This window comes from Bradyrhizobium oligotrophicum S58, from assembly GCF_000344805.1.
In the GTDB taxonomy this organism is placed as follows: Bacteria; Pseudomonadota; Alphaproteobacteria; order Rhizobiales; family Xanthobacteraceae; genus Bradyrhizobium; species Bradyrhizobium oligotrophicum.
Genome location: NC_020453.1, coordinates 5584269 through 5607289 on the forward strand (window position 1 = coordinate 5584269; position 23021 = coordinate 5607289).

The 23021-nt window shown below is 66.0% G+C and carries 21 protein-coding genes; 11 read left to right on the plus strand and 10 right to left on the minus strand.

Going from position 1 to position 23021, the window contains the following annotated elements:
• Positions 1–79 precede the first annotated feature (79 nt).
• Positions 80–1456: a TIGR03808 family TAT-translocated repetitive protein gene (locus S58_RS24205; RefSeq protein ID WP_042340895.1), complete on the plus strand. Its 1377-nt coding sequence runs from the start codon at positions 80–82 to the stop codon at positions 1454–1456.
• 13 nt (positions 1457–1469) lie between these two features.
• On the opposite strand, the gene S58_RS24210 is transcribed toward S58_RS24205, so the two are convergent.
• From S58_RS24210 to S58_RS24235, 6 genes are all read right to left on the minus strand, one after another.
• Positions 1470–2336, minus strand: a complete 867-nt coding sequence (locus S58_RS24210; protein WP_015668012.1) for a DMT family transporter — start codon at positions 2334–2336, stop codon at positions 1470–1472.
• A gap of 69 nt (positions 2337–2405) precedes the next feature.
• Positions 2406–2942: a TetR/AcrR family transcriptional regulator gene (locus tag S58_RS24215; protein WP_015668013.1), complete on the minus strand. Its 537-nt coding sequence runs from the start codon at positions 2940–2942 to the stop codon at positions 2406–2408.
• Positions 2943–3142: 200 nt separating this feature from the next.
• Positions 3143–3772: a TIGR03809 family protein gene (locus tag S58_RS24220; protein ID WP_042340188.1), complete on the minus strand. Its 630-nt coding sequence runs from the start codon at positions 3770–3772 to the stop codon at positions 3143–3145.
• 467 nt (positions 3773–4239) lie between these two features.
• Positions 4240–5928 carry a S8 family serine peptidase gene (locus S58_RS24225; RefSeq protein ID WP_015668015.1) on the minus strand — a complete coding sequence of 563 codons (1689 nt, stop codon included), beginning with the start codon at positions 5926–5928 and terminating at the stop codon, positions 4240–4242.
• 34 nt (positions 5929–5962) lie between these two features.
• The gene (locus S58_RS24230; protein ID WP_042340189.1) at positions 5963–6868 is read right to left on the minus strand and encodes a zf-HC2 domain-containing protein; all 906 of its coding nucleotides are present in this window, start codon (positions 6866–6868) and stop codon (positions 5963–5965) included.
• Positions 6865–7434: a sigma-70 family RNA polymerase sigma factor gene (locus S58_RS24235; RefSeq protein ID WP_042340190.1), complete on the minus strand. Its 570-nt coding sequence runs from the start codon at positions 7432–7434 to the stop codon at positions 6865–6867. The genes S58_RS24230 and S58_RS24235 overlap by 4 nt, the downstream gene beginning before the upstream one ends.
• A 321-nt stretch (positions 7435–7755) precedes the next feature.
• Here S58_RS24235 and S58_RS24240 point away from each other — a divergent pair, with 321 nt between their 5' ends.
• Together S58_RS24240 and S58_RS24245 are read left to right on the plus strand one after the other, a co-directional pair.
• A complete protein-coding gene (locus S58_RS24240) occupies positions 7756–8904 on the plus strand; it encodes a GGDEF domain-containing protein (protein WP_015668018.1) in 1149 nt (382 codons plus the stop codon).
• 11 nt (positions 8905–8915) lie between these two features.
• A complete protein-coding gene (locus tag S58_RS24245; protein WP_015668019.1) occupies positions 8916–10025 on the plus strand; it encodes a DUF2336 domain-containing protein in 1110 nt (369 codons plus the stop codon).
• Between the two features lie 19 nt (positions 10026–10044).
• On the opposite strand, the gene S58_RS24250 is transcribed toward S58_RS24245, so the two are convergent.
• Both S58_RS24250 and S58_RS24255 read right to left on the minus strand, forming a co-directional pair.
• The gene (locus tag S58_RS24250; RefSeq protein ID WP_015668020.1) at positions 10045–10683 is read right to left on the minus strand and encodes an NrsF family protein; all 639 of its coding nucleotides are present in this window, start codon (positions 10681–10683) and stop codon (positions 10045–10047) included.
• Between the two features lie 2 nt (positions 10684–10685).
• Positions 10686–11231, minus strand: coding sequence for a sigma-70 family RNA polymerase sigma factor (locus S58_RS24255; RefSeq protein WP_083938827.1), 546 nt, complete (start codon positions 11229–11231; stop codon positions 10686–10688).
• Between the two features lie 323 nt (positions 11232–11554).
• On the opposite strand from S58_RS24255, the gene S58_RS24260 reads away from it, so the two are divergent.
• The 4 genes from S58_RS24260 to S58_RS24280 all read left to right on the plus strand — a co-directional run bounded on the left by S58_RS24260 (position 11555) and on the right by S58_RS24280 (position 16074).
• A complete protein-coding gene (locus S58_RS24260; protein WP_015668022.1) occupies positions 11555–11938 on the plus strand; it encodes a hypothetical protein in 384 nt (127 codons plus the stop codon).
• A gap of 83 nt (positions 11939–12021) precedes the next feature.
• Positions 12022–12801 (plus strand): enoyl-CoA hydratase, encoded by a 780-nt coding sequence (locus S58_RS24265; protein WP_015668023.1) that lies wholly within the window; start codon positions 12022–12024, stop codon positions 12799–12801.
• Between the two features lie 509 nt (positions 12802–13310).
• Complete coding sequence (locus S58_RS24270) at positions 13311–14741, plus strand: TolC family outer membrane protein (RefSeq protein WP_144058381.1); 1431 nt, start codon at positions 13311–13313, stop codon at positions 14739–14741.
• Between the two features lie 367 nt (positions 14742–15108).
• Positions 15109–16074: an amidohydrolase family protein gene (locus S58_RS24280; RefSeq protein ID WP_015668025.1), complete on the plus strand. Its 966-nt coding sequence runs from the start codon at positions 15109–15111 to the stop codon at positions 16072–16074.
• A gap of 271 nt (positions 16075–16345) precedes the next feature.
• On the opposite strand, the gene S58_RS24285 is transcribed toward S58_RS24280, so the two are convergent.
• Positions 16346–16597, minus strand: a complete 252-nt coding sequence (locus S58_RS24285) for a TonB-dependent receptor plug domain-containing protein (RefSeq protein WP_015668026.1) — start codon at positions 16595–16597, stop codon at positions 16346–16348.
• A gap of 171 nt (positions 16598–16768) precedes the next feature.
• Complete coding sequence (locus S58_RS24290; RefSeq protein ID WP_015668028.1) at positions 16769–17848, minus strand: AI-2E family transporter; 1080 nt, start codon at positions 17846–17848, stop codon at positions 16769–16771.
• Positions 17849–18876: 1028 nt separating this feature from the next.
• Here S58_RS24290 and S58_RS24295 point away from each other — a divergent pair.
• The 4 genes from S58_RS24295 (at position 18877) to S58_RS24310 (ending at position 23014) form a co-directional block, all read left to right on the plus strand.
• A complete protein-coding gene (locus S58_RS24295) occupies positions 18877–20052 on the plus strand; it encodes a transporter substrate-binding domain-containing protein (protein WP_015668030.1) in 1176 nt (391 codons plus the stop codon).
• A gap of 14 nt (positions 20053–20066) precedes the next feature.
• Positions 20067–20690, plus strand: a complete 624-nt coding sequence (locus tag S58_RS24300) for an ANTAR domain-containing response regulator (protein WP_015668031.1) — start codon at positions 20067–20069, stop codon at positions 20688–20690.
• Positions 20691–20930: 240 nt separating this feature from the next.
• Positions 20931–21806, plus strand: coding sequence for a nitrilase family protein (locus S58_RS24305; protein WP_144058382.1), 876 nt, complete (start codon positions 20931–20933; stop codon positions 21804–21806).
• Positions 21807–21850: 44 nt separating this feature from the next.
• A complete protein-coding gene (locus S58_RS24310; RefSeq protein WP_015668033.1) occupies positions 21851–23014 on the plus strand; it encodes a substrate-binding protein in 1164 nt (387 codons plus the stop codon).
• The last annotated feature ends 7 nt before the right edge of the window (positions 23015–23021 follow it).

A 23021-nucleotide genomic window follows, 5' to 3' on the forward strand; every position in this document is an offset into this window, starting at 1 on the left:
GCACTCATCCTCAGCATCAGCATTGAGGCTTTCAGTTTAAGTCCTGGCAGCACGTCATCTTTTGCGCGAGACGCTGACCATGGATGTCAATCGCCGCCGCATTCTGGCCGGATCGGCTGCCGGTGCTGCCGGAGCCTTGAGCTGGCCGCCGGATGCCGCACAGGCCACCCCCTTGATCTCCACGCTCGGCCGCGACGCCACGCAGTACGGCGTCAAGCCCAACAGTCCCGACGACCAGACCCGCGCTTTGCAGCGCGCGATCGACGAAGCGACGCGCGTTCAGGCGCCCCTGGCGCTGCGGCCCGGCACCTACCGAACCTCGATGCTGCGGCTCGCCAAGGGCAGCCAACTCGTCGGCGTCAGGGGTGCTACGAAGCTCGTATTCACCGGCGGCGGCCCGTCGCTGCTGTCGGCAGAAGGCGCAGATGGCCTCGACATCACCGGCCTGTCGCTCGACGGCGGCACGATCGCCCTGCCCCAACGCCGCGGCCTGCTGCATGTGGCAGCAAGCCGCGACACCCGTATCGCCGATTGCGAGATCACCCGCTCCGGCGGCAGCGGCATCTGGCTCGAGCAGGTTTCGGGCGATATCAGCGGCAACATCCTCACCGACATCGCCGTCACCGCGATCGTGTCGTTTGATGCGCTCGGCCTGATCGTGTCGCGCAACACCATCAAGGGCACGCGCGACAACGGCATCGAGATCCTGCGCACCGCGATCGGGGACGACGGCACCATGGTGCTCGATAACAGCATCGAGGACATCAAGGCCGGCCCCGGCGGCTCCGGCCAGTACGGCAACGCCATCAACGCGTTTCGCGCCGGCAACGTCATCGTCAGAGGCAACCGCATCAGGAATTGCGACTACTCGGCGGTGCGCGGCAACTCCGCCTCCAACATCCAGATCGTCGGCAACGGTGTCACCGACGTGCGCGAGGTCGCGCTGTACTCCGAGTTCTCGTTCGAGGGCGCCGTGATCTCAGGCAACACGGTGGATGGCGCCGCGTTCGGCGTCTCCGTCTGCAACTTCAACGAAGGCGGCCGCATCGCAGTCGTCCAGGGCAACATCATCCGCAACCTGATCCCGAAGCGGCCGATCGGAACGGCGCCCGACGACGATGCCGGCATCGGCATCTATGTCGAGGCCGACTCGTCGGTCACCGGCAACGTCGTCGAGAATGCCCCGTCCTACGGCATCGTCGCCGGCTGGGGCCGCTATCTGCGCGACGTCGTCATCTCCGGCAACGTGATCCGCAATGCGCTCGCGGGCGTCGGCGTTTCCGTCGTCCCGGGCGCCGGTGCAGCCGTCGTCAGCAACAACATGATGTCGGGCACGCCCGGTGGCGCCGTAATCGGGCTCGATCACATCAAGCCGGTCACGTCCGACCTCACGCAGGAAGGTGCGCAGCGATTTGCGCAGCTTGTGATCGGCGGCAACGCCGTGCGCCGAAGCTGAGCCTGGCCTCCGCTCAGGCGCGTATCGGTCGAAGGCCAGGCCTGACTTGCGTCAGGGCGACGCCGATGATTGCGAGCAGCCCACCCGCAATCAACTGCGGGGTCACGAGGTCGCCAAGGAATAGAACGCTCGAAGTGACGGCGAACACTGGAAGCAACAGGCCAAAAGGCGCCACGCGGCTCATCGAGCAGCGTGCGATCAACCAGAACCAAAGGCCAAACCCGACAATTCCTCCAATGAATATCGTGTAGGCGAGCGCCAGCCAGCCGCGCCCATCCGCCGCGACAAGGCTGCCCAGTTGCCCATGTTCAACGAGCAACGACGTCAGCATCACCTGCGGCACCGTGAGCAGCGACGACCATCCCGTCAGCATCAGAGGGTCAAAAGGGCCGTGGCGTTTGGTCAGAACGTTGGACACCGCGAATGCGAAGGCTGCTCCAACCACCAGAAGCAGCGGAAGCACGTTTGCCGACAGGCCCGGCCCTGCGGCCAACACGACCACGCCGACGAAGGCAAGCGCGACTCCAGCGGACGTGGTGGGAGACGGCCTCTCCGCGAGCAGCGGCCACGCCAGCAGAACGGTGAAGGGCGTCGCGAGTTGATACGCAACGGCCGACATGCTGCCCGAGCCGAGCCCAAGGCCGACATAGAACAGCCCGAAATTCAGTCCGCCGAGAAAGAGGGAAATCGCTGCGATATGACCGAGCTGTCGACGCGTGGGCGTCTTGACGAACGGGACGAGCAGCAGCGCGATCGCCAGAAAGCGAAGCGCGAGGAAGAACAGCGGCGGAAATTCCGTCACGCCGACCTTGATGACCACGAACTGATAACCCCAGAGCAAAGGAACGGCCACGGCGCAGACGATCTGGATGGCAGACATGGAATTCTTCCTTTCAAGACCGATCAGTCCAGATATTGATGCACCATTGCCGAGCCCTCGATCTGTGATCTAGCTGATGAAACGATCGATCAGAGCGTCGACGGTGGCCTGCGACGTGATGGATGTCGGACCCGGTTTGGCGACCACGCGCAGCCCCTCGACGAAACAAACGAGGATGCGCGCGGCGCTTGAAGGCTCGACGCCATCGGCCAGCCTGCCCGCCGCCTTCGCACGAGACAATGCATCCGCCACCTTGACTTCCATGGCTTTGAAAAAGCCTGCGATGCGTCGGCCGGCTTCGGCATCCTGGCCGGCAAGCTCCATGGCCGTGGCCACCAGCAGGCAGCCGCGCCGGCCATTGGCGCCGCGTGTGCGTTCGACATAGCCGGTCAGGTAGACCCGCAGGCTCTCGACAGGGTCTCTGCCATCGTCGAGTTCGCTCTCCATCCGTGTCAGGGCTTCGGCGATGTAGCGGTCTAGTGCGAGCAGGAATAGCGAGTGCTTATCACCGAAAGCGGCGTAAAGGCTGCCGCGAGAGAGCTTCGTTGCGCGAAGAAGGTCCGGGAGCGCGGTGGCGTGGTAGCCGCGCGACCAGAACACACCCATGGCTCGTTCGACAGCGGCATCCACGTCGAAACTTCGCGGCCGGCCACGTTGCAGCTGCGTCGGGGGTTGGTGGCTCATTGACCATATATAGACCGATTGGTCCTTAAATGGCAAGCAGCTCCCGCGCTGCGATCTCGCCGGAGATGAATGGTGCGCCCTGAAGCGACGCCCCCGAAAAGGCGGCGTCCAAGGCGCGTCGCCTAGAATGCCACCGCCAGTGCCGGATAGCGGCGCTCGATGGCATCGAGATCGACGACCGGTTCGTCATACTCCGCGTCGGACTGGATGCCGATGCTCAAGGCGCGCTCCAGCGCGGACATGTCGATGCGCGGCGCAGCTCCGGCCGGCTCCGGCGCGATGTCCTCTTCGACCACCTCGACGACGTCCTCCAGGTCGAAGTCATCCCCGGCCAGCTCGATCTCGGACTCGATGATGATCTCGGACTCCGCGAGGATGGCTTCGAGCGAACGCGGCACCTCGATCGAACGATGCGCGACGGGATGAGTCTCAATGGGACGCAGCTCGATCGGCTCCGGCTTCGTGAGGCGCACGGGCGCCGGCGCGGGGCGCGCGGACCGCGTCGTCGATGTCACGACCGGCGTCTGGCTGGGCACGATGCTGACAGCCTCGGGCTCGACGGACAGCGCCTTCCAGGTCTGTACGGCGGCCTTGGCGTGCCGGATGTCATCCAGCAGCGATTGCTCGGTGTAGTAGCGGCGCCAGCGGCCACTCTGGAACAGCTCGGTGAGATGGTCGAGGCGCCGTTCGGCAAGCGCGCACCAGCGCGCAGCCAGTTCGCGGCTGCAAGCCACGTCCGGTCGATGTGTCATAGGGGAGCCCGCTAGAGGGGGACGGACGCACTGGGCACGAATCAACGCAACGTGACGTGAATATTTTGTGGAAAAGGTTAACAAAGTCTAGCTAACGCCATCTTCTTTGGCAGCCAAACCGTAGTCATGCGGAAAATTCGCCCGCGTTTTTGCGGGCCGCGGCGATTTTCGACAACGCCGGCGCGACCGCCTGTCACCCCTGACAACCCCAGGGTGTCGCGACGGTGGGCCGCACAACAGCCGAATGAGACGCCGTTCTGGCTTCAGCAGCGCCGCAAACGAAAGACCCGTCCGGGGGGACAACCGGACGGGTCGAGCCATATGGGCGCTTGGGGTGGATGGGCGCTCGCGCCGTATATAGCCTTGGGGAGGGGATCACCGCTCCCACATACCTTCTGTCGAGATCGCCCCGCAGTACGTTCAAAAGCGAGACGGGAATTTTCCAACATTCACGAAAACGTTGATCCCTATTGCTGCGCAGGGCGAAACGCATCGCCGGCCGGAGATGCCTGCGGCGCCATCGCCGCGGCCGATGCCGGGCGCAGTTCGCGCGCGGGGGTCGGATCCTGTCCCGTATCGCGCGCCAGCCCTGCGGGCGGGGCAGCCGAGACGGCCGGCGCGTCCTGCGGCTGCATCACCGCCTGCACGGCCGCAAAGGCGTCCGCCTCGCCTGCCCCGAACAGATCGTCTCGTCCGGGCGAACCGAGATCGCGCGCGGTCCTGGTCAGCACAATACGGACCGTCTCCGGCTTCAGCGCCGGATTGCGTTCCAGCACCAGCGCCGCGAGCCCGCTGACATAGGCAGCCGAGAACGACGTTCCCGAGATGATCTGATACTTGCCGTCGGGTGCCGGCAGGAAGATGTCGGCGCCGGGCGCAGCCAGCGCGATGTAGTTGCCCCGGTTCGACGCCGTCAGCAGCTGGTCCCGGGTGTCGGTCGCGCTGACGGCAATGACGTTCGGATTGGCGGCGGGATAGAGCGGCGGCGATTTTGCGCCGGCATTGCCAGCGGCCGCGACCATCACGACATCCTTGGCCGCGACGGCTGCGATCGCACGCTCGATCACCGCATCCTTGGGCCCGGCGAAGCTCATATTGACGATCTGCGCGCCGTGCAGCTCCGCGTAGTCCAGCGCCTTCAGGATCACATACGAGCTGCTCTCCGGCCCGCCGCCCTTCTTGGGCGCGCCGAACGCGCGGATGGCGATGATCCGCGCATAGGGCGCGCTGCCCATCAGCCGCGCATGCGACACGATCACGCCGGCGATGCCGGTGCCGTGGACATGCGGCCCTTCGTCGCCACCCAGCGCGTCGAACGCATCGAACGCCGCATCGGCGAATTCCGGATGCTTGAGATCGACCCCGGAATCGATCACCGCGATGGTGACGTTGGAGCCCTGCGCCAGTTTGTGCGCTTCGGGCAGCCGCAGCTTCGCCAGCGCATATTGCGCCGGATCGCCCTCCACGACGGCTGCGCTCTGCTGCAGCATGTAGCGATAGTTCGGCTGCACCGAGCGGACGCTGCGGTCCGCAGCGAGCAGGCGACTGACCGTTTCCACCGAGCGGCGGTCGGTGATCCGGAACAGGCCGATGGTGGCGCCGATCAACTGAAAACTCTGCGAGCTGATGCGCTGCAGGCCGTGACGGCGCGCCAGAGCATCGGCCTGGTCGGTCGAGAGGCTGCCGTCGATTTCGGCGACCAGCTCGTTGGCGATGATGCGGGGATCGCCGGCCGCGGCGGCCGTGGGCTCGCGCCGTTGCGAAGCCTTGGCCGATTTTCCTTTGCCCGCCCTGCCCTCGGCTGCGGCCGCTCCGCTCTGGCCGGCATCGCCACCGGTTCGCCGCAGCTCGATGCATTCACCCGACGCGCTGCGATCGGCGGGGCTGCAGGACGCCTGCAGGTTCGGCGAATAGCGCACGTTCGGCAGCGCCGGACGCATGGCCATGCCGGAGAGATTTGGGGCCGGCGTCCGCAATGCTGCGCCGGGAGCCATGCTCGGCACGCGGCTCTGGATGTTGATGGTCGGTGAACGCATCATCGCCTGCGCCGACGCGCGCAGGTCTCCGCTCCCCAACGCCAGCGCCGCGACGGCGCTCAGCACGGCGAGATATCTTGCGAATCTCAGCACGGCGCTGGAGGACTTGTTGAGCGACATGGGAGCCTCCGGATCACGTCACGGACGGCACCGGCTATTGCGCGGCCACCGCGAGGCTGACGATCTTCTCTCGCGCCAGACGGCCGATCAGGGCGTCGGCCTCGGCCTTCGACAACGACCGGTCGCCGAGCTGCAGCCTGAACAGGCCGCCCTTGGCGCCTTCGACGATCGAGGCCTGATAGCTGTCCAGCAAGGCCGTGATGTCGGCCATGCGCGCATCCGGAGCAAACCGCACCAGGGCGTAGACGGGCGCGGCCGATGCGGCGACCTGCGGTCCGAGACCACGGATCAAGGGCGCGGCGGGCGCCGGGGCTTCGGCCACGCGCGAACGCGCCATGCTCTCGGGCGCCCGCTCCGCGGGAGCGGCGGCGCTCGGCGGCGGCGGCGCGGCGGGCCTGGGTTCGGCGGCGCCGCTGGCCGCAGCTCTGGGGCTGCCCACCGGCTCGTGGGCGATGGCCTTGTCCTGGCTGACGGCGTCCTGGCTCGCGGAGTCCGCGCTGACCGAGGCGGTCTGATAGGTCGCCGTCTGCGAGCGCATCAGGACGGCTCCGATGATGCCGGCCTGCGCCAGCACCAGCAGCGCACCGAGGCTCACCGTCCACACCAGCGTCCGCGGCGACAGGCTCTCGAAGAACGCCATGATCCGCGCGCCGAAGCCGGGCGACGGCTTCGGTGCCTGCTCCGGCTCGGCCTCGATCGCGGCGAACAGCTTCTGCATCGCGCGCATCGACGGCGCGCCGAGGGTTTCGTTGAGCGCGATGGTCTCGGCGTACTCGCTCTGGATTTCGGCATATTGACGGGCGAGACCGGCGTCGGTGGCGAGCGCCTCCTCGACGCGGCGCATGTCGCGTGCGTTCAGCGTGCCGGCCGCGTACCACGGCAACAGCAACTCGATTTCACTGGGCTCTTGCTCCAGCATCTTCCTGCTCAAAGCCATCATGGCCAGCCTCGCTCAATGCCGGCCGCCTTCAGGAGTTCGGCCAATTTCTTGCGCGCATAGAACAGGCGCGTCTTGACGGTGTTTTCCGGAATTCCGACGATCTCGGCCACCTCCTCCACGGATTTCTCGTGGTAGTAGACGAGATCGACGATCTCCCGGTGGTCAGGCGAAAGCGCCGTCAGGCACTTGCGCAAGGCTTCCCCGGTATTCTTCTTCTGAACCGCCACTTCCGGATCGTCGGACGTGTCCTCGATCGCATTCGCCGCCTCGTCTTCCAGCTCAACGTCCTTGCGGCGCCGAAGTGCCGACAGCGCCTTGAATCGCGTAATCGCCAGGAGCCAGGTGGAGACCGCGGAACGGCCCTCGAACTTGCCGGCCTGGCGCCACACGTCGAGAAAAACCTCGCTGATGAGATCTTCCGCGACCTGTTCGTCCCGCACGAGCCGGAGCCCGAAACGGTACACCCTGACATGGTGCCGTCCGTACAGCACCTGCATGGCGAGCCGGTCGCCTTGAGCGATCCGGGTCATCAGGGTTTCGTCTGACGCCGCTGCTGTCACGCTCAATGGCCGTCTCGCAAAGTTGGTCGGGAAGAATGCGCCCGCGGTTCGAATACAACCGCAAAATTCTTGAAAATACCGGAAAGATACGTCTCCGCGTGTGACCTGGCACACAGACTTGGCAATTTCCTTGGTAATTCCGGTGCGGCTCGGCCGATCTCGACCGGCGGGTTCGCGTCCCCCATGTTCCGTCCCATTCTCACCGCGCCCATACGCTGGCTCGCCCGTCACGCCAGAGTTCCGGGGGCGCCTCGCCCAGTTCCCATAGATACCAAAGCTAAAGGCTTTCCCACGTAGATTTTTGGGCAGCGTCCGATTTGCGAACAGATGGGCATCATGGCACCGCCTCTTTCGATCCCGCTCGTTGCCGAGACGGGCGGCTCGACGTCGCCGCCGTCGAGCGACCTGCGCGCCCGTCGCGCCGGCCGGCGCCGGCAGATGCTGGCGATGACCGCGGGATGCTACCTGATCGACGCCGTCATCCTGCTGATCTACGCCCAGGCCGGCACCGTGCCGGTCACGATCGCTCCGTCCTACGCCGCGATCGGCATTCTCATCGTCGCGCTGTGGACGGCGCTTTCGGAGAGCGGATTCAACGACCGCTTCCGCGACCACTATCTCGTGGTGCCGCAATCGCTCGCCAGCATGATGCTCACGGTGACGTTCTGCTACATCGCGCCGGAAGTCAGCATCCTCTTCCTGTGCACGCTTTACATCGTCGTCGCCTTTGCCTCGCTGCGGGCGACGCCGCGCCAGAGCGCGATCTGCTGGACATTCCTTGCGATGGGGCTGGCCGGATTGTTCCTGCTCACCGACAAGCCGCTCGGCATGCCGCATGACAGTGGCCTGGAACGGCTCGCGACCCTGCTGGTATTCCTCCTCACCATCGCCGGCTGCATGTCGCTCGGCATCTTCTCCAGTGCCCTGCGCGAGACGCTGTATCAGCGCGGGGTGAAGCTGACGGAGGCCTATCGCCGCATCGAGGAGCTGGCCGAGATCGACGAATTGACGGGGGCGCTGAACCGGCGCTCCATCATGGATGTACTGGACGAGGAGCTGGCGCGATCACGACAGGGCGGCAAGCCCTGCTCGATCGTGCTGATCGATCTCGACTGGTTCAAGCGCATCAACGACACCCATGGTCATCCGACCGGCGACGACGTGCTGCGCACCTTCGCCATCACGATGTTCGCCAACATCCGCGGCGGTGATCGTTTCGGCCGCTATGGCGGCGAGGAGTTCCTGCTGGTCCTGCCCGGCGCGCCGGCGGACGCCGCGGTGCGGCTTGCCGAACGGCTGCGCCAGATCATCGCGGGCCTGGATTGGAGCGCGTTCTCGACCGGCCTGCAGGTCACGTTCTCTGCCGGCGTGGCGGCGCCGCGCGGCGACGAGACCGCCGATTCCCTGCTCGCCCGGGCCGATCATGCGCTCTACGAATCGAAGGCGCACGGGCGCAATCGCGTCACCACCGCCTGAGCCATCCTCGCATGAACCCGAAACCCGCGCCCAACGAGAGCCTGCTCGACGAGCTCGAGGACACGCTTGCGCACGGCACCGTGGCGCGCCGGGTCGAGACCCTGCGCAAGGTGACCGACCTGTTCGTCGATGGCGCCGTCGACTTCGCCGACGACCAGATCGCGCTGTTCGACGACGTCTTCGAATGCCTGATCGACCACATCGAAACCTCCGCCCGGATCCTGCTCGCTCGCCGGCTGGCGCCGCTCGATTGCGCGCCGCCGCGCACGCTGCACCGGCTGGCCGATGACGATGCCATCGAGGTCGCCGGTCCCGTGCTGTCGAAATCCGAACGGCTCGACGAGGCCGCGCTGATCCGCACCGCCGAGAGCAAGAGCCAGGCGCACCTGCTGGCGATCTCGATCCGCCGCGTGCTGAGCCGCGCGGTCACCGACATCCTGCTCCGGCGCGGCAACGACGAAGTCGTTCACAGCACCGTCAGCAATCCCGGCGCCGACCTGTCGGACCGCAGTTTCGACACGCTGCTCGACCGCGCCGCGCTGGACGAGAATCTGGCCGCGTGCCTCGCGATGCGGCCCGACCTGCCCCGCCACCTTTATCTGAAGCTCGTCGCCAAGGCCTCCACCACGGTCCGCGCGCGGCTCGAAGCCGCCAATCCCAGCCTGGCGCCGCAGGTCTCCTCGGCGGTGCGCACGGTGACGCGGCGCGCGCGATCGAGCGCGGTGGCGTTGACCAGCCAGACCGAGATCGCGCATGCGCTGGTCCGCTCGCTGCATGCCGATGGCCGGCTCGACGACGGCCTCGTGGTTCAATTCACCGAGCAGCGCAAGTTCGACGAAGCCAACGCCGCCGTTGCCGCCATGGCCAACGTGCCGGTCGCGGTCGCCGAGAGCATCATGATCGAGAGCCGCGCCGAGGGCGTCATGATCCTCGCCAAGGTCGCCGGCCTGTCATGGCCGGCGGTCGAATCGATCATCCTGATGCGCGACGGGCTGGCCGGGGCGGCGCCGACCGACCTCGTCGCCTGCAAGGCCACCTATGCGCGGCTGCGGCGCTCGACCGCGCAGCAGGTGCTGCGCTTCCATCGCGTGCAGGATGCCGCGACGCTGATGCAGGCGTGAGCGCGCCGGTTTCGCAATCTCAATAGCGCAGCACCCGCGCGCCGATCAGGGCGCCGAGCCCGGCGACGATGAGCGCCGCCAAGGTGTACCAGGTGGCGACGAACAGCGGCGAATCGTCGTTGCAATGCGCGGCATAGAGCGTCGCGGCAACGCCCGCCGAAATCAGCCCGGCGATCGCCCCGGCCATGGCCGGGCGCGACGGCGCGCCGTGGCGCAGGCCGAACAGCGCGGCGCCCAGGAGCGGCAGCGACAGCACCGGGATCGCGCTCATGCACAGCATCGAATTGTGGCCGACCAGCCGCGTCATCATCGGCGCCCGCTGCGGCAGCATCATCTCGGTGGCGATGCCGCCGATCAGGATGACGATGGGCGCGATCAACAGCCAGCCCCAGCCGTGCAGCGACGCCTCGGGGCGCGACAGATGCAGGCTGATGATCAGCGCCGGGATGGCCAGCGCCGTGGTGACGATGAATTTAAGGTCGAAGAACGGATTGCGCACCGCGAGCCAGATGTCGGGCCGGACGCCGAGGCCGACGAGCAGCATCGCGGTCGACACCGGCGTCGCCGCCATCAAGGCCAGCGCCATGATGATGCCGACCGGCTGCGCGCGCTGCGCATTGTCGGCTGCGAGTGAGCGGATGAGCTGATCGGTGTCCATGATCAATTGTCCCGTAGCTTCGCCGTGAGGCTGGAGAGCGCCCGGTGCAGCGCCACCCGAACCGCGCCCTCGCTCATCGAAAATCTCTGCGCGGTCTGCTTGATCGAAGCCGCTTCCACCGCAATCGACTGCAGCACGTCGCGCTGGCGCTGCGGCAACGTCTTCAGCTGCGCTTCGACCTCGCTGGCCGAGACGGTCGGCGCCGCAGGCTCGTCAGCCAGAATCTCCGAGAAATCGTCGATGTCGACGAACACCCGCCGGCCGCGCCGGCGCAGCATGTCGATCAACTTGTTGCGCGCGATCGCGAACAGCCAGGGCGCGAACGGCGCGTTCACGTCCCAGGTGTGCCGCTTGAGGTGAACCGCCAACAGAATTTCCTGCACGATATCCTCGGCCTGATCCGGGGGCTGGCCGGCGCGCGCCAGACCGCGCCGTGATGCTGCGCGCAACACGGGCGTGATCGCCTTCAGCAGACGATGATAGGCCTCGTCGTCTCCGGCGACGGCCTGACGCATCCAGCCCGTCCACTCGTCGTCACGTTCGCGCACCTGCGCTCCCACCCATCAATTCGCCCGAACTTTCAGATTGTTACTTCGCGATGCAGCTGATCACTAGTTCGTGATCAAGGGCTTGGCCTCGGAACCATCCGAGTTACGCCACATCGCGAGCACGCCGCCGGGCAAGTCTCGGAACCGCTGCATAGCACCGAATCGCGCGTTGCAGGATCGAGTTTGTAGAGGGCGTCGCAAAAGTCGGGCGCCGCCCAGCTTTTGCCCTGAGCGGCAGGAAGATACCCATTTTCTGCCCCGTTCTCGACATCTGTCGGGGTCTCACTCCCGCTTGGGCTGGCGGGACGGGGAGAAGACTGACGATGACGATCCAAGCCAGTGGACGTTCAGCATTGATCATTGCCGCCGCGTTCGTGCTTGGGCTCACCGGCACTGGATTGGCACGCGCGGCCGAAACGCAGACCTACAGTCCGTTCCTGCCGCTCGGGTCCGACAGCGCTCCGGCTGCGAAGCAGGACGTGTTTCCGGCGCCGATGGCGGTCGAGGCGCAGGCGGCGCCCGCCGCGCCATCGACGGACGCGGCATCGAGCGAATCGGCGCCCACCGAGAATGCCACCGTGAACCTCGTCACCGTGAGCAATGACGACAGCTCCGGCTGGGACAAGGCCTCGATCATCGGCAAGATCTTCATTGCCTGCGGCACCCTGCTCACTTTGGGCTCGGCCGCCCGGATGTTCATGATCTGAGGGGCCGCGCGGCGCCTCTCCTACTTGATGCGCACCCCTGCAGCGGGCACATTGGCCGCTGTTTTGATTTGCGGGGTGGGAAAATGAGCGTTTACGAGCACATCATCGTCGAGGGCAAAGGCGCGGTCGGCGTCATCACCTTGAACCGGCCGAAGATGCTCAATGCGCTGTCGTTCGGCGTCTTCCGCGAGATCGCCGCGGCGGTCGACGACCTCGAGGCGGACGACGCCATCGGCTGCATCGTGATCACCGGCAGCGAGAAGGCGTTTGCCGCCGGGGCCGACATCAAGGAGATGCAGCCCAAGAGCTTCATCGACATGTTCTCGAGCGACTTCACCGCCATCGGCGGCGACCGCGTCGCGCGCTGCCGCAAGCCGACCATCGCTGCGGTTTCGGGCTATGCGCTCGGCGGCGGCTGCGAGCTGGCGATGATGTGCGACTTCATCATCTGCTCCGACACTGCCAGGTTCGGCCAGCCCGAGATCACGCTCGGCACCATCCCCGGCATCGGCGGCACCCAGCGCCTGACGCGCGCCATCGGCAAGGCCAAGGCCATGGATCTCTGCCTCACCGGCCGCATGATGGACGCGGCGGAAGCCGAGCGCGCCGGCCTCGTCAGCCGCATCGTGCCGGCCGACAAATTGATGGACGAAGTAATGGCCGCGGCCGAGAAGATCGCCGCGATGTCGCGCCCGGCAGCCGCGATGGCCAAGGAGGCCGTCAACCGGGCCTTCGAGACCCCGCTGTCCGAAGGCATGAACGTCGAACGCAACCTCTTCCACGCCACCTTCGCCCTCGAAGACCGCGCCGAAGGCATGGCCGCCTTCATCGAGAAGCGCAAGCCGGTGAACAAGAACAGGTGACGTGTCGGAACGCAGTTCAGTCGGATCGAGTCTCCTAAGATTGAGTTCGAGCTCTCACCGCGTTCACGGTGCGCTCCCTCGCCCCGTTCTTACGGGGAGAGGGTTGGGGTGAGGGGCAGCCACACCCAATGAAGCGTATTGTTAGACCTGTACCCCCTCACCCGGATTGCATCTTTCGATGCAATCCGACCTCTCCCCGCCCTAGCGAAGCTTCGCTTCGCCCTCGCGGGGCGAGGTGCACCGAGCAAGTTGCCAATCGCTCGCACATCACTGACGCGATTCGCACTGACGCGATTCGCGCCGAGTACTTGCAACCTCCCTCGCCTGCGTACTCACCCACCTACCGCGCAGCCCTTTCGCCAGCACCTGCGACGATTGGTCTGTGGCGAGAGCGCCACAACAAACCATGGAAAAGCCTGCCAGATTCCACATCCACGGTTTGTGTGTGGCTGCCGTCAGCCTTAAACAGGTAAACGACTGGTTAAGACATTGAGACGCGGCGGAGTCGGATGGTGGGTCGAGCCAAAGAATTTGGCGTCGGCAGGGTGCATGCGCGGCGGATGGGCTTCGGCCTGATCCTGGGCCTGATCCTGACCGCCGGCCTTGTCGCAATCTGCTCGCCCGCGCGTGCCGAGGATCTCGCGGCCGCGCTCGCCAAGGCGTATCAGACCAATCCGACCCTCAATGCCGAGCGCGCCCGCCAGCGCGCCACCGATGAGAACGTGCCGCAGGCGCTGGCCGGCTATCGCCCGCAACTGATCGCGAGCCTCGGCGCCGGCCTGCAGGCGGTGCGCAACCTGCTCCCCACCAATACGATCCAGACCGCGACCTTGAAGCCGTGGACCATCGGCGTGACCGTCACGCAGACGCTGTTCAACGGCTTCCGCACCGCCAACAGCGTGCGCATGGCCGAGCTGCAGGTGCAGTCGGGCCGCGAGGCGCTGCGCAATGTCGGCCAGGGCGTGCTGCTCGATGCCGTCACCGCCTACACCAACGTGCTCGCCAACCAGTCGCTGGTCGAGGCGCAGCGCTCCAACGTCGCTTTCCTGCGCGAGACGCTGTCGGTCACGCAGCGCCGCCTCAACGCGGGCGACGTCACGCCGACCGACGCGTCGCAGGCCGAGGCGCGGCTGTCGCGCGGGCTGTCCGACCTCAACGCCGCCGAGGTCAACCTCGCCATCAGCCAGGCCACCTATGCGCAGGTGATCGGCATGACGCCGAGCCAGCTCCGCGCCGCCGACCCGATCGACCGCCTGCTGCCGCGCAGCCGCGAGGATGCGACCGCGCTCGCCAGCAAGGAAAACCCGGCGGTGGCCGCCGCCAGTTTCGACGTCGACGTCGCGTCGACCTCGATTCACATCGCCGAGGGCGCATTGCTGCCGAGCGTGACCTTGCAGGGCAATGTCAGCCGCAGCCGCGATTCGGATCAGACGCTCGGCACCTTCGGCACCGACCAGGCCTCGATCGTCGGCAGCGTCACCGCGCCGATCTATGACGGCGGCACCGCGGCCTCGCAGACCCGCCAGGCCAAGGAGGTCGCGGCGCAGAGCCGCCTGGTGCTCGATCAGGTTCGCAACCAAGCCCGCACCGCCGTGGTCAGCGCCTGGGTCGCCAATGAAGGCGCCAAGGTCGCCGTCAGCGCCTCGGAGGCTGAGGTGAAGGCCGCCACAGTGGCGCTACAGGGCGTTTCGCGCGAGGCGCAGGGTGGCCAGCGCACCACCGTCGACGTGCTCAACTCGCAGGCCGATTTGATCCAGGCCAAGGCGCGGCTGATCGGCGCCCAGCGCGACCGCGTCATCGCCTCCTACACGCTGCTCAGCGCCGTCGGCCGCCTCGACGTCAAGAACCTCAATCTGAACACGCCGGACTATCTGCCCGAGGTTCACTACCAGCAGGTCCGCGACGCCTGGCACGGCCTGCGCACGCCGTCGGGGCAGTAGGACCCTTCACGATTATGAGCCTCGCCCCAGACGGGCGAGCACCACGGGTCTCCTGACGATGGCGGAGAGATGGCAGAGCGCGGCCTCACCCTCAGCTGTCGTCCCGGGCAAGCCGGAACGGCGCGCCAGCGCCGTGGAGGCGCCGACCCGGGATCCATACCCCCAGGACGATGTCGTGGAACGAGATCGGAGCCACGCGTGTGCCGCCACACGACCTCCTGTGGTTATGGATCCCCGCGTGCGCGGGGATGACACCGAGTTTTTGCGACGCTGTTCGCTCTTGCCCCCTGCTCCGCGCCGGTTCACGCTCCTCTCTCGACAACACGCGCGTCACGCTCAACGCACGCGCGACATCCGGGAGGATCACATGCTCAACCGCCGCAGCCTGTTGCTGGCTTCGCTCGCCGCCGGAGTGACGATGAACACCACAGCCGTCCGCGCCAAGGCGGCGCAGCCCGCGACGCCGGTCGATTTCGACGTTCCCGCCGACGCCTGCGACTGCCACACCCACATTCACGGCGACCCGGAAAAATTTCCGTTCTTCGCCGGCCGCGTCTACACGCCGGAGCCGGCCTCGCCGGAGGAGATGGCGGCGCTGCACAAGGCGCTGCACATCCAGCGCGTGGTGATCGTGACGCCGAGCGTCTACGGCACCGACAATTCGGCAACGCTGTTCGGCATGAAGGCGCGCGGCAACGATGCCCGTGGCGTCGCCGTCATCGACGACAAGACCACGGAGGCGCAACTCGATGCCATGAATGCCGACGGCTTCCGCGGCATCCGCCTCAATCTCGCGACTGGCGGCATCAATGATCCCTCCGTCGGCCGCGCCCGCTTCCAGACGGCGGTCGAGCGCATGAAGGCGCGCGGCTGGCATGTCCAGCTCTACACCAACACGCCGATGATCGCGGCGATCAAGGATCTCGTGCTGCAATCACCGGTGCCGGCGGTGTTCGATCATTTCGGCGGCGCTCAGGCCGCGCTCGGCCTCGAGCAGCCGGGCTTTGCCGATCTCGTCGAACTGGTCCGCAGCGGCAAGGCCTATGTGAAGATCTCCGGCGCCTACCGCGCCTCGACGCGCGCGCCCGACTATCCCGACGTGATCCCGTTTGCGAAGGCGCTGATCGAAGCCAATCCCGACCGCATCGTCTGGGGCACCGACTGGCCGCATCCGGACTCCACGATCCGTCCCGACCGCAAGCCCACCGACATCGCGCCCCTGTATCAGATCGACGACGGCCGCCTGATGAACCAGCTCACGGTCTGGGCGCCGGATGCCGCGATCAGAAAGAAGATTCTGGTCGACAATCCGGCGAGGCTGTACGGGTTCTGAGGATTGATCGGCATGACGCAACCGTGGCCGCGATGACGCTGCGGTAGCCCGCATGAGCGCAGCGACATGCGGGTTCACACGCGCTGTGCTGGAGAACCCGGGGTCGCTTCGCTTGCCCGGGCTACTTCATCGCATCAGCCTCATAGTCGGTGTCAGGACGTAGGGCGGGTCAGCGCAGCGTAACCCGCCGGACGACTCGACGCTGCGCGACGGCGGACTACGCTGCGCCAGTCCGCGCGACCAACGACGCTTAGCTGATCCGGCCTGCGCGCTAGCGTCCGATCGTCACGCCCGCGGTCGAACGCAAGGCATCCCTGAGGCTCGTCGCCTTCATGTCATCGAGAACCTGCCGCGTCAGCACCGTGGTCTGCCCGGGAGTGTCGAGGATCGTCTCTCCACGCGATGACGAAAGACGGTCGGCCTTATAGCCGATTGCAGGGTCGCGATGCCGTTCGGCGGCGGCCGCAGCTCCAGCCGAAAAAGCGACGACGATCACGACCATTCGCAGAAGCTGGGTCGGCATGCGACCTCCGGGTTGATGAGGCGACCCGAGACTATCACGTCGGCCGCCCGCGATAAACGGGCGAGATGGCTCGCGTGCTCGGGCGAGGAACTGATCAGATCGTAGGGCGGGTTGCCGGAGCGCAACTCGCAGCGCAAGACTCTCCTCTACATTGCGGCGGATCACCCTCCGCTAATCCGCCCGACGCGGATCGTCAGGCGCCGCCCCACTCTCGCGCCGCACGGCCGTAAACATGTCCCAGATCGCGATGAACATCGCCGCGATCACCGGGCCGAGGATGAAGCCGTTGAGGCCGAACACCTCGATGCCGCCCAAGGTCGAGATCAACACCACGTAGTCCGGCATCTTGGTATCCTGCCCGACCAGGATCGGACGCAGCAGATTGTCGACGAGCCCGATCACGAGCGCGCCATAGGCGATCAGGATCACGCCGTGCCAGATCGCGCCGGTGGCCAAGAGATAGAGCGCGACCGGAAACCACACGATGCCTGCTCCCACCGCCGGGAGCAGTGACATGAACGCCATCACCACCGCCCACAGCAGCGGCGCGGTGATGCCGAGGAACCAGAAGATCAATCCGCCGAGCGCACCTTGCGCCAGGGCGACGACCAGATTGCCCTTCACGGTGGCACGGATGACGATGGTGAACTTCGCGAGCAGCGCGTTGCGTTGCTGGTTGCGCAGCGGAATGGCGTCCGCGATCCGCTTCGACAACGTCTCTTCGTCGCGCAGCAGGAAGAACAGCAGATAGAGCATGAGGAACAGGCTGACGAAGAACTCGAACGTGCCCTGACCGATGTTCAGCGCCTGGCCTGCAATCACCTGGCTGCCCCTCAGCAGGAGGGCCGACAGCCTGTCCTTCAGGCCAGCGAGGCTGCCGAGCCCGAACCGGTTGAGCAGATCGACGATCCATGCAGGAAGCGCCTCCAGCATTTTCTGAAAATACTGACCTATGTCCAATTGCCCGGCCTGTGCCTGGGCGTAGACACCCGCCGCCTGCTGCGCCAACGCCGTGCCGATCAGCGACAATGGAATGATGACGATGAGGATGACGAGCAGGACGACGACGGCAGCCGCGAGACCATCCCGGCCGTGCATCGACCGCGACAACTGCCTGTGCAGCGGCGCGAACACGATCGCCCCGACGACGCCCCACAGCACGGCACCATAGAACGGCAGCAGGATCCAGCCGAGCGTCAGCGTGATCGCGATCAGCAGGAGCAACAGCACTCGGTCTTCGAAACTGCGCATTTCAACTTTCCGTCTGGCCGCGACATCTCGACCGTCATGGTCTTTCGGGGCATCGCGAGCCGGCCAAGGCCGAATTCAATAGCGGTCAACGCGGGAACGCGCCATGTGGGCTCCAATCTGATCGCGAGATCGATGCGGCACGATGTACGGCATCCACCGCGGCGTCGCAGCTCGTAACACGTCCAACCTCAGGAACGCACGCTCCCTCCCCACGTCATTCCGGGGCGCGCACAGCGCGAGCCCGGAATCCATAGCCACGACCGTCGAAGAGGAGCAAGCTGCGCGTGGCCTCACCTCGCGCCGCATCAGCCGTTCGTGGTTATGGATTCCGGGCTCAGCTGCCGGCGCGGCTGCCCCGGAATGACGACTGAGCGAGTAGCGAGGCCCTGCGCCAAACCACGAATTTGACGCCCGCGATCAAGGACAAAGCCGGTTTCAAGAGCTTCCGCAAAAAATAAATGACTTCCGAAAATCAGCAAATCATGCGTATAACATCCGCGTTCCGGTCCGGATGAGGGGCGTACGCGTCGTCACGAGACGTTGGGCCGGCAATGCGGTGGACGTGAGGGCATCGGCGCGCATCATGTGCGGACGAACGATGTTGTCGCGGACGTGAAATCGCGCGGTCCTGGTCTCCCGGTGCTGAGGCCAAGGTTGCAGAGTCCTGATGAGCTCTGCGATCGACGGGGTCAATCAAGCCGGTCCCCGGGGAGAACGCGTATAAGCGTTAAAACCGCCGCGCAGGGAATGCCGGGATGTCTCGGCTGACCTGTGGTTCCTGCCGCCTGCATTTTTTTCGCAGGCGGGCCATGGGTGCGGCCAGCGCCCGGCATTCCCTGCGCCCTCATCATCGTCGAGGGCTCGCCTGCCGCATGATCCGGACGCCCAGGGCGTCGCGGCAACGCGGTCGCTCGCAGCGACGAGGAACCTCGCCGGAGTCCCTGCCCCGTTGCCAACCGCCCAACGAGTCGCAATAGTCCGCGCTTTCCGAGCCGGCCCGACCGGCCCGTCGACCTGGAGGCATGATGATGACGACGAGACCGACCGCAAAATCATCCGACAAGGATGCCTGGCGCGTCGGCGTGCTGTTCTCGCGCAGCGGCCTGATGGAAGTGACGGAATCCGAGCACTTCTTCGGCACCGCATTGGCGATCCAGGAGATCAACCAGGGGGGCGGCGTGCTCGGCCGCGAGATCGAGGTCATTGCCTATGATCCGGGATCGCAGCCCGAGACCTTCCGCAAGCTCGCCGACCGCCTGCTCACCGAAGACGGCGCCTCCGTCGTATTCGGCTGCTCGACCTCGGCCGAGCGCAAGGCTGTGCTGCCGGCGATCGAGCGGCGCAACGGCCTGCTCTGGTATCCCTCGCTCTACGAGGGTTTTGAATATTCGCCGAACGTGATCTACACCGGACCGGCGCCGAACCAGAACGCGTTCCAGCTTGCCGAATACATCGTGCGCAAGCACGGCCCGCGGGTCTATTTGATCGGCTCGGACTACATCTATCCGCGCGAATCCAACCGCATCATGCGCGACCTCGTCGAGTCCTATGCCGGCCGCGTGGTCGGCGAGCAATATGTCACGATGGAAGCAACCGACGCCGAACTCACGCGCAGCCTCGACGCCATCAGGGATGCCGCGCCGGACGTCGTGTTCTCGACCATCGTCGGCCGCACTGCGCAGCGCTTCTACCGCATGTATGCGCGTTCAGGCTTCGATCCCAAGCGGCTGCCGATCGCCAGCCTCACGATGGCCGAAGGCGAGGTCCGCGCCATCGGCGCCGAATACTGCGCCGGCCACCTGACCGCGGCGAGCTATTTCGGCACGCTGGCGCGCGACAGCAACGACCGCTTCAAGGCGGCGTTTGCGGCAACTTTCGGCGCGGAGACGCCGGTCAGCATGTGGAGCGCGTCGGCCTATGCGCAGATCAAGCTGTTTGCGCGGGCGCTGGAGCAAGCCGGCAGCCTCGACACGCAGAAGCTGGTCGAGGCCGCGCTCGGCCTCAGCCTCGAAGCGCCGGAGGGGCCGATCCGCATCGATCCCGACAACAACCACGTCTGGACGACGCCGCGGATCGGCCGCGTCCGCTCCGATGGGCAGTTCGACATTGTCTGGGAGAGCAAGAGCCCGATCAAGCCGGATCCCTACCTCTCGGTGTCGCCGATCGGCGGCCGCTGGCTGAGCGAAGAGGCGCTGTCGGCATGAGGCCGGATGACCGCATGAAACCCGGCGTGCGCCGCCTCATCGAGGATCTGCGCGGCGCGCGCGTGCTGGTGATCCATCCGCGCGATGCCGAAGGCGATGCGCTGATCGACCAGCTCAAGCGCATCGGCTGCAACGTGCGCGGCGTGTGGCCGCCTCCGGTCGCGCTTCCGCACGACATCGACACCGTGTTCCAGCTGATCGAGACGTCGGAGGAGATGATCTTTCCGGAAGGCACCAGCGAGCATCCCCTCACCTTCATCGCCATCGTCGACTACGAGAATCCGACCATCCTGAAGCGGCTGCTCGACAGCAATGCGCATGGCGTCGTCAACAAGCCGATCCGCTCATTCGGCATTCTCTCTTCGCTGGTGCTGGCGCGCTCGCTGCGCGGCTACACGCGCAGGCTCGAAGGCAAGGTGCAGAAGCTCGAGGAGACCTTGAAGGCGCGGCGCGACGTCGACAAGGCGGTGAAGATCCTGATGGGGCTGAAGCAGGTCGGCGAGGTCGAGGCCTATGAGCTGATCCGCGCGCAGGCGACGCAGAAGCGCGTGGCGATGGCCGACATCGCGATCTCGATCATCAATGCGCAGGAGACGCTCGGCGGATTGGGGGTGCTCGATGCCCCGGCCTCGCGCTGAGCGGGTGTTTCCGCGCTCATGCGTTGGGCAGCGCAGGCCTGAAATTTTTGCAGGCGATGGCGTTGACTTCGTTTCGCGCATGAGAGTTACTTGGGGCAGTTGCGGACATCGGATGTCCGCCAATGGCCGGTCGGCCATTTCACATCAGGCTATGTAGCCCTCGCATTGCGCCGCAAGGCGCAGTCGGGGGCTTTTTGTTTGGCGCGCGCGACCCTCGCGAACGCAACGGAGACTCGTGCCTTGACGACGGATGACGACAGCAAAGTGCGGATCGCCTGCATCCAGATGCAGCCGATGGTCGGCGAGTTGGCCACCAACCTCGCCCACAGCCTCGATCTGATCCAACAGGCGGTGGCGCAAGGCGCCAGGCTCGTGGTGCTCCCCGAGCTCGCCTCCTCAGGCTACGTGTTCAGATCGCGCGAGGAGGCCTTCGCCGCATCGGAGACGATCCCCGGTGGCCCGGCCGTGACCGCATGGAGCGAGATCGCGGCCAAGCACGGGCTGCACCTCGTTGCCGGCATCTGCGAGCGCGACGGGACGAAACTCTACAACAGCGCGGTGCTGATCGGGCCGAAGGGCTACATCGGCACCTTCCGCAAGGTGCATCTGTGGAACGAGGAGAACCTGTATTTCGAACCCGGCAATCTCGGCTTTCCCGTCTATCACACCGAGATCGGCCGCATCGGCATGGCGATCTGCTACGATGGCTGGTTCCCGGAGAGCTACCGCCTCAATGCGCTGCAGGGCGCCGACATCGTCTGCGTGCCGACAAACTGGGTGCCGATCCCCGGCCAGGCTCAGGGCCGCGAAGCGATGGCCAACACCCTGGCGATGGCGGCCGCGCATTCCAACTCGATCTTCATCGCCTGCGCCGACCGCGTCGGCGTCGAGCGCGGCCAGCCGTTCGAGGGCCAAAGCCTGATCGTAAGCTACACCGGCTGGCCGGTCGCCGGCCCTGCCAGCCGCGACCAGGAGGAGATCGTGATTGCGGATGTAGCACTGGGCGAGGCCCGCCGCGCCCGCAATTGGAATGCGTTCAACCAGGTCCTGCGCGACCGCCGCTCCGACGTTTATGACGAGATGCTCGGCAGCGACGTCAAGCGCGGCTGGTACTGACAACTTCGCAAGCTTCTGTTTCGACCATTCACGGAGGACAATCGATGACATCGCGTTTGCTGACTACTTCGCTGGCGCTCGCCCTTGTGGCGGGAACGGCGCTCTCGCCTGCCCTGGCCGCCGATCCGATCAAGATCGGCGTTCCCGTCGGCCTCTCCGGCGCCAACTCCGTCGTCGCCCCTTCGGTGGTGCAGTCCGCCGAGCTTGCGGTCGAGGAGATCAACGCCAAGGGCGGCGTGCTCGGCCGCAAGCTTGCGCTCGAGGTCGCGGATGATGCGTCGGGCGCGGCAGGCGCCCAGAAGGCGTTCGACGCCCTGATCTTCCAGAAGAAGGTCAACGTCCTGATCTCGATGGAGACCAGCGCCGCCCGCAACGCCGGGCTGCCGATAGTCGCCCGCGGCAAGACGCCGTTCATCTACACCTCGTTCTACGAGGGCAAGTCCTGCAGCCCCTACCTCTACGTCAACGCCTGGGTACCGGATCAGCAGGTGCCGCCGATCGTCGACTACTTCAACAAGGAGAAGAAGGCGAAGGGCTACTTCCTGATCGGCTCCGACTACGCGTTCGGCCGCGGCATGCTCGCCTTCACCAAGGCTTATATTGAGAAGACTGGAGGCAAAGTGGTCGGCGAGGAGTACCTGCCGATGGACGGCTCCGACTGGACCTCGATCATCTCCAAGCTCAAGGCATCGGGCGCGGATGCGCTGATCACCTCGACCGCGGGCGGCGCGCCGAACGTCACCCTGACGAAGCAGCTGCGCGCCGCCGGCGTGAACCTGCCTTACGGCAATCTCGCCGTCGACGAGGGCACCGCCAAGGGCATGGGTGCCGATGCGGCCGGCATCTTCCTGTCTGCCTCCTACGTGACCGGCATCGACACCCCCGCCAACAAGACCTTCCTCGCATCGATGGCCAAGAAGTTCGGCGCCGAGCTGAAGACCCCGAATGATCTTTCGGTTCCGCAATATGAGGCGGTCTATGCCTACAAGGCCGCGGTCGAGAAAGCCGGCAGCACCGATCAGGACAAGGTGCTGAAGGCGCTGGCCGAGGTTTCGGTCGACGGTCCGCGCGGGAGCATCAAAATGGACAAGCAGCGCCATGCGCCGCTGACCATGTATCTCGGCCAGGTCCAGGCCGACGGCAGCGTCAAGGTGATCCAGAGCTTTGCGAATGTCGATCCCGGCGCGCAGTGCCCGGGCAAGTCCTGATCGCGTA

What these genes read in the sequence shown, in the direction of transcription:
- S58_RS24205 (WP_042340895.1), top strand. Translation starts at nt 80, where the DNA reads ATGGATGTCAATCGCCGCCGCATTCTGGCCGGATCGGCTGCCGGTGCT.
- S58_RS24210 (WP_015668012.1), bottom strand. Translation starts at nt 2,336, where the DNA reads ATGTCTGCCATCCAGATCGTCTGCGCCGTGGCCGTTCCTTTGCTCTGG.
- S58_RS24215 (WP_015668013.1), bottom strand. Translation starts at nt 2,942, where the DNA reads ATGGGTGTGTTCTGGTCGCGCGGCTACCACGCCACCGCGCTCCCGGAC.
- S58_RS24220 (WP_042340188.1), bottom strand. Translation starts at nt 3,772, where the DNA reads ATGACACATCGACCGGACGTGGCTTGCAGCCGCGAACTGGCTGCGCGC.
- S58_RS24225 (WP_015668015.1), bottom strand. Translation starts at nt 5,928, where the DNA reads ATGTCGCTCAACAAGTCCTCCAGCGCCGTGCTGAGATTCGCAAGATAT.
- S58_RS24230 (WP_042340189.1), bottom strand. Translation starts at nt 6,868, where the DNA reads ATGATGGCTTTGAGCAGGAAGATGCTGGAGCAAGAGCCCAGTGAAATC.
- S58_RS24240 (WP_015668018.1), top strand. Translation starts at nt 7,756, where the DNA reads ATGGGCATCATGGCACCGCCTCTTTCGATCCCGCTCGTTGCCGAGACG.
- S58_RS24245 (WP_015668019.1), top strand. Translation starts at nt 8,916, where the DNA reads ATGAACCCGAAACCCGCGCCCAACGAGAGCCTGCTCGACGAGCTCGAG.
- S58_RS24250 (WP_015668020.1), bottom strand. Translation starts at nt 10,683, where the DNA reads ATGGACACCGATCAGCTCATCCGCTCACTCGCAGCCGACAATGCGCAG.
- S58_RS24260 (WP_015668022.1), top strand. Translation starts at nt 11,555, where the DNA reads ATGACGATCCAAGCCAGTGGACGTTCAGCATTGATCATTGCCGCCGCG.
- S58_RS24265 (WP_015668023.1), top strand. Translation starts at nt 12,022, where the DNA reads ATGAGCGTTTACGAGCACATCATCGTCGAGGGCAAAGGCGCGGTCGGC.
- S58_RS24270 (WP_144058381.1), top strand. Translation starts at nt 13,311, where the DNA reads ATGGTGGGTCGAGCCAAAGAATTTGGCGTCGGCAGGGTGCATGCGCGG.
- S58_RS24280 (WP_015668025.1), top strand. Translation starts at nt 15,109, where the DNA reads ATGCTCAACCGCCGCAGCCTGTTGCTGGCTTCGCTCGCCGCCGGAGTG.
- S58_RS24285 (WP_015668026.1), bottom strand. Translation starts at nt 16,597, where the DNA reads ATGCCGACCCAGCTTCTGCGAATGGTCGTGATCGTCGTCGCTTTTTCG.
- S58_RS24290 (WP_015668028.1), bottom strand. Translation starts at nt 17,848, where the DNA reads ATGCGCAGTTTCGAAGACCGAGTGCTGTTGCTCCTGCTGATCGCGATC.
- S58_RS24295 (WP_015668030.1), top strand. Translation starts at nt 18,877, where the DNA reads ATGACGACGAGACCGACCGCAAAATCATCCGACAAGGATGCCTGGCGC.
- S58_RS24300 (WP_015668031.1), top strand. Translation starts at nt 20,067, where the DNA reads ATGAAACCCGGCGTGCGCCGCCTCATCGAGGATCTGCGCGGCGCGCGC.
- S58_RS24310 (WP_015668033.1), top strand. Translation starts at nt 21,851, where the DNA reads ATGACATCGCGTTTGCTGACTACTTCGCTGGCGCTCGCCCTTGTGGCG.